5 protein-coding genes are annotated in these 6,167 nt (G+C 38.3%); 4 read left to right on the top strand and 1 reads right to left on the bottom strand.

Features of this window, described 5'->3' with window-relative positions; translation table 11 throughout:
- The first annotated feature begins 285 nt into the window (after positions 1–285).
- The 3 genes from AC1DPQ_RS14785 (at position 286) to AC1DPQ_RS14775 (ending at position 3,787) form a co-directional block, all read left to right on the top strand.
- Entirely contained in the window at positions 286–1,383 is a 1,098-nt protein-coding gene (locus AC1DPQ_RS14785) for a Nif3-like dinuclear metal center hexameric protein (protein ID WP_477584605.1), read from the top strand.
- On the top strand, positions 1,383–2,126 hold the full coding sequence (locus AC1DPQ_RS14780) for a zinc ribbon domain-containing protein (protein WP_477584604.1): 744 nt from the start codon (positions 1,383–1,385) through the stop codon (positions 2,124–2,126). Before AC1DPQ_RS14785 ends, AC1DPQ_RS14780 begins: the two co-directional genes overlap by 1 nt.
- Before the next feature lie 173 nt (positions 2,127–2,299).
- Entirely contained in the window at positions 2,300–3,787 is a 1,488-nt protein-coding gene (locus AC1DPQ_RS14775; RefSeq protein WP_477609969.1) for a YfgM family protein, read from the top strand.
- On the opposite strand, the gene AC1DPQ_RS14770 is transcribed toward AC1DPQ_RS14775, so the two are convergent.
- Positions 3,784–4,860 (bottom strand): 3-oxoacyl-ACP synthase III family protein, encoded by a 1,077-nt coding sequence (locus AC1DPQ_RS14770; RefSeq protein ID WP_477584602.1) that lies wholly within the window; start codon positions 4,858–4,860, stop codon positions 3,784–3,786. The two genes, AC1DPQ_RS14775 and AC1DPQ_RS14770, sit on opposite strands and share 4 nt — an antisense overlap.
- Before the next feature lie 270 nt (positions 4,861–5,130).
- Here AC1DPQ_RS14770 and AC1DPQ_RS14765 point away from each other — a divergent pair, with 270 nt between their 5' ends.
- The gene (locus AC1DPQ_RS14765) at positions 5,131–6,120 is read left to right on the top strand and encodes a hypothetical protein (RefSeq protein ID WP_477584601.1); all 990 of its coding nucleotides are present in this window, start codon (positions 5,131–5,133) and stop codon (positions 6,118–6,120) included.
- Positions 6,121–6,167 lie beyond the last annotated feature (47 nt).

The raw sequence follows: 6,167 nt of genomic DNA, 5'->3' as shown, positions 1-6,167 counted from the left end.
ACCTGGGTTTGTTCGTGCTTAGGTTAGTTTTTACCTGCCCTTCCCACAATATGATAACTTAAGGAGAAAACAAAAAATATTGTCAGTCTGAGCCTGCGAAGGACAAATATTTTTTGTTTCGGATATTAAGCGGTCTTCGACAAGCTCAGACTGACAACAATTATACTTGAACTGATTATATTGGAAATGGTTTTGTTGAACTTTAAGTGGGCCTGTACATTTTCAAAACAAAAACATTAATTATTTCTCTTATCAAGAAAACCCCAAATTTTCTATATTTATCAAATGAAATTAGCTGAAATTACCAATTATTTAGAAAGCATAGCACCACTTAATTATCAGGAAGATTATGATAACTCTGGTTTGATTGTGGGCGATCCGAATATGGAAATCCATGGGGCTTTAGTGGCTTTAGATTGTGTAGAAAAGATTGTAGATGAAGCAATTTCAACAGGCTGCAATCTGATTATTACCCACCACCCAATTGTTTTTAAAGGTTTAAAAAAACTAAACGGTAAAAATTATGTGGAGCGCGTAGTGCTTAAGGCAATTAAGAATAATATTGCACTTTATGCTATTCATACGAATCTTGATAGCGTTCATACTGGTGTAAATGCGAGGATTTGCGAGCGTTTGGGCTTAACAGGAACTAAAGTGCTTTCGCCGAAAACAGGCCTTTTGAAAAAACTGGTTACCTATTGCCCGCAGGCCCAGGCAGAGCAATTGCGTTCGGCATTATTTTATGCCGGAGCAGGTAACATTGGCAATTATAGTGAGTGCAGTTTCAATGCCGATGGCTTTGGCACCTTTAAAGGTAACGAAGATGCTGATCCTTTTGTAGGTGAGAGAGGCGTTCGCCACCGTGAGGCCGAAGTGCGGATTGAAATGGTTTACCCTACACAAGCCGAACGCAAAATCCTGGTTGCTTTGTTCGAGAACCATCCTTATGAAGAAGTAGCCTACGATATTTACAAACTCGAAAATAAACACCAATTGGTGGGCTCGGGCATGGTAGGCTGGTTGGAATACGATATGGATGCCTATGATTTTTTACATTTGGTAAAAGATAGAATGCAGGCCAAAGTGGTTAGGCACACCGAGGTAATTGGCAAAAGAATTAAAAAAGTGGCGGTCTGCGGCGGCTCGGGAAGCTTCCTGTTAAAAGAGGCCATTGCTGCCGGAGCAGATGCTTTTATTACCGCAGATTTTAAATATCACGAGTTTTTTGATGCGGAGGAAAAATTGATCATTGCCGACATCGGACACTTTGAAACTGAACAATTTACCTCAAATTTATTGCTTGAAATTATTCGGAAAAAATTTACTAACTTTGCAATCCGTTTAACGGAGCAAAATACAAACCCCATAAATTACTTGTTTTAATGGAACAAACCGTAGAACAAAAGCTAAAGGCTTTATACGAATTACAAAATATCCACACAAAAATTGATAAGATCCGCCAGGTACGTGGTGAATTACCAATGGAAGTTGCCGATCTTGAGGATGACGTTTTAGGATTAGAAACTAGAATTGCAAAAATCAAAGGCGAACTTGATGATCTTGAGGATTCAATCGTAACCCGTAAAAATACAATTAAAGATGCGCAAGCTGCCATCAAAAGATACGATACTCAATTAAAAGAAGTTAAAAACAACCGTGAATACGATGCTTTAACAAAAGAAATTGAGATTCAAGGTTTAGATATTCAGGTTTCTGAAAAGAAAATTAAAGAACACGGTTTCGAAATCACTTCTAAAACTGAAATCTACGAAGCTGCTAAAGCTGAGTTAGATGGCAGAAAGAAAGATTTAGAAGTTAAAAAAGGCGAGCTTGATGTAATTACTGCTGAAACTGAAAAAGAAGAGCATGATTTACAAAAGAAAGCTGATAAAGCCGAGCCTCAAATCGAAGAGCGTTTATTGGTTGCCTACAAACGTTTACGCAAAAATGCTGTAAATGGTTTAGCTGTGGTAACAATCGATCGCGATTCTTGCTCAGGTTGTTTTAACCAGATTCCACCTCAACGTCAGTTAGATATCCGCCAACGTAAAAAAATTATCGTTTGCGAACACTGCGGGCGTATTTTGGTTGATGAAGCTTTAACGCACGAAGTAGCAGAAGCTTAATCCGCATCATAAATTATTAGAACGTCCCGATTTAATCGGGACGTTTTTTGTTTAGACCTATTTTCTGGCGTTTACACAAAACAAGAATATGATTTTAGCGTTTAATGTAGATATTTGTTTAAATGTGAACTACTGTTGCTATAGCACAGGATCAAACTGAAATATATTCCCGAATGAATAAAATCTTCCCTGCTTTTGCGTTTTCTGCTCTTCTCTTATTTCCAGCATCCTTATTTGCAAATTTCGACTTTAACAACAATTGCTTAAATGCCTATAAAAGTATATTCGAACTTAAATTAGGCAATGCAAGGGCTTATATCTCTACCGAAAAAAAACAGCACCCCAATAATTCCATTATTCCACTTTTAGAAAACTATGTAGATTATTTTACGGTTTTAACTTCTGAAAGCAAAGCTGATTTTGATCGCTTAAAAGGCAATAAATCTACAAGGTTAGATCAAATAAGTGATGACGATAAAAGGTCACCGTACTACCTGTATGCGCAGGCAGAAATTAATTTGCAATGGGCGCTGATCCGTGGGCGTTTTGGTGAATATTYTAATGCTGCAATGGAGGTTAAAAAGGCCAACAGCCTTTTGCAGGAGAACAATAAGAAGTTTCCTAATTTTCATCTTAACTTAAAAGGYTTGGGGTTGATTAATGCGGTTTTGGGCAATCTTCCGGATGGGGCATTAAAAACGGCATTATCTACTTTTGGGATAAAAGGCAACCTCCAGAACGGATTAAATATGTTCGAAAAACTGGCAGATAATCTGCCGAAATCATCTTACGAGCCTTTTTACGAAGAAGTGGTGTTTTATTATGCCTATGTGTTAACCGATGTAGCGCATAGCCCACAGGCTTATGCAAAAACCATAAAGTATACCGAGCGGATTGCCGATACCAGTTTGTTAAAAAGTTATTTGCAGAGTTATGTATGCATTAAAAATGGACATAGCGAAGAAGCCATCGCCATTTTGGCCAAGCGGCCTGAAGGAGGGGTTTATCAGCCTTTTCCTTATTTAGATTATCTGGAGGGTATTGCGCACCTAAATAAACTAGATCTTAATTCAGGAACCTATTTTAACCGCTTTTTGCAGACAACCAAGGGTGTAAATTTTGTGAAGGACGCTTACCTTCATTTGGGCTGGATCTCTCTTCTGAAGGGAGACAAAGCGGCTTACACGGCATTTGCAGCCAAGGCAGTTAAAAACGGATATACCTACATGGAAAAAGACAAACAGGCGAAAGCCGAAGCTGCTTCAGGAACGCCAACAGTTGATCTGTTGAAAGCCCGGCTACTTTTTGATGGGGGTTATTTGAACAGGGCCTTACAGATCCTTGGTGATAAGAAAGTAACGGATTACACCAGCGATAAAGACAAAACAGAACTGAATTACCGTTTGGGTAGAATTTATGATGATTTAGGGAAAGACGATCAAGCATTAATAGCTTATCAGGAGACCATTAATGAAGGCAAAAATTTAAAATATTACTTTGCCGCCAACGCTGCTGTGCAGATGGGTAAGGTTTACGAAAGAAGGAAAAATAACACGAAAGCGAAAGAGGCTTTCAATACAGCCATTGCCATGAAAAATCATGAATTTGAAAGCAGCATTGAAAGCCAGGCCAGAGCCGGATTAAAACGGTTAGCAAATTAGAAGCGGTGTATAAAGGCATTAATGTGCATCCCTGCTCCTACCGAAGCAAAAACAGCTACATCGCCAGCCTTAACTTTATAGCCTTTAACTTCGCCTTTTAGTACCAGGTCTAATAAGGTTGGTATGGTGGCAACTGAACTGTTTCCTAACCATGAAATCGTCATTGGGACTAAGTTTTCTGGCACTGTATCTTTGCCATAAAGCTTAAACAAACGTTTCATAATAGCCGTATCCATTTTTCCATTAGCCTGGTGAACAAATACGATATTTACATCTTCAACGCTTAAGCCTGCTTTATCAATGGCCTTTTTAATCACCTGAGGCACCTGAATTACCGCAAACTCGTACAGCTTACGCCCGTTCATTTTTAAATAGAGGTTTCCATTGGTTTCATCAGGATGAGCGCTCTTGCCCATGGTTAATAAATTGCCATGGTTTACGGCATGCGTTTCTGTCTTATGTGCTAGAATTCCTCTTTTTTCTTCTGATTTTTCTGCCTCGAAAATTACGGCGCCAGCACCATCCGAAAAGATCATGCTATCACGGTCGTGCGGATCGATAATGCGGCTTAAGGTTTCTGCACCAATAACCATAACACGTTTCGCATCTCCGCTTTTAATATAATAATCTGCCTGTATTGCACCTTGAACCCATCCTGGACAACCAAAAATGATGTCGTAGGCAACACAGTCTGGATTTTGAATGCCTAACTGTTGTTTTACCTTTGAAGCTAAAGAAGGCAAAATGTCTATGCGGTTGCTACCTAAAGGGATATCGCCAAAATTATGACAGAATATAATATAGTCTAAGGTTTCTTTATCAATTCCTGCATTTTCAATGGCTTTTTCTGCAGCCTTTGCGCCAATATGATTGCTTAACTGCTCGGGGCAGGCGTAGCGTCTTTCTACGATTTCCGTTATCTCAGAGAATTTATCAATGATCTCTGAATTCTCTTTCTCCAATAGATTCCCATTCTCAAAAAACGTAGAATTTAGGAATTCACTACCAGAAATAATATTCTGTGGGATATAACTTCCAGTACCGGTTATTACCGTATTTATTGCTCTGCTCATAATTATAATACCGCATACTAAAACGGTATGTAGTATAAAAATATCAATTATATTCGAGAAACGAAAATAAATTAAAATATTAACGGAGCTTATTTTCAATTGCGGATTTTAATAATCCTGCTTTTCCGGTTATGTTGAGCTTTTGCGCCATATTTTTACCTAATATTTCATAAATATAGTATATAAACCACCTAACTAAATATACCCAGTAAAGGGTATATAAATGGTTTAGTTGATCGGGTATTTTTACCATGAATTAAACGAAATAAAATGAAAAGTTTCTTGACCATTGTTTTGCTCCTGTTTATGGTACAGGTGGCAAATGCGCAATCGCATGTTTCGAAGAGCGAATATGCCCGTTATAATTGCAGGTTTGCACCTAAAGGCTGGAATAACGCTGAAGGAAAACTGATGTGCCCCGCTTGTGACAAAGAAAATGAGGACGCTCGCAAAAAGAAAATCGCGGATGATAAAGCTGCTTCCGTTGCACATAATTTAAAAAATGAAAAACTTAAAGCAGAAAATGCAATTGCCTTTAAAAAGAAACAGGCAGAATACGCAGCGAAGAATAAAGTAACTGAAGTGCATGTTACCATGGGCAAAACAGCTGTAACCGATAGTAAAAAACCAGAGCCGCCCGTAAAGAAAGGACCAGTTAAATTGGGCAAAGATATACAGCTCTATGCTGGTTGGGGAATGGGAATGTTTACCCACAATGGCCGGACTAATTGTTTTTTAAACGAGAATAAAGATACTGTGCTAAAGAGTAACGATTATTTAGAGGCTTATGCTGTAATGGGCGAAAACAAAAATAATTTTCCAAAGAACATTGGTATAGTGCTTTTAAAGGAGACCAATAAAATATCAAATGGAAGAGAACAGAATGTTGCCGATATAGTTGACCTTAAAGGAAAAAGGCATTTCAACGACAATACCATTAGTACCATTTTCCACCTGGCTGATGATTATTTTGTGGTGTGCAAAAGTCCAACACTTCCTGAATGGCGCTCTTATGGAAACAATTATACGGGTTACGAAAATGTTGAAATTTACAATCTCAAAACCAAGAAAAGTATAAAACTGGATAAGGATGCTGGCCGGTTTGTAAGCATATCCATTTATGTTGGTGGGCGTAAAATGGGCGACCCAGGTCTAGAACCTTTTCTCTCTCGTGTATATATCAATTATGACGAAGATGTATATTGCCTTAATGCGAATAGGGAAATGGTGGTTAAGAAAATACTAAAAGCAGATAGGTAACAACGTCCAGCAGTCAATCATTATTGGGCAATTTAAGTGTGCAGTAC

The sequence above is a fragment of the Pedobacter sp. 01T416_2 genome (assembly GCF_056398925.1).
This window is presented reverse-complemented; position numbering and strand designations above follow the sequence as displayed.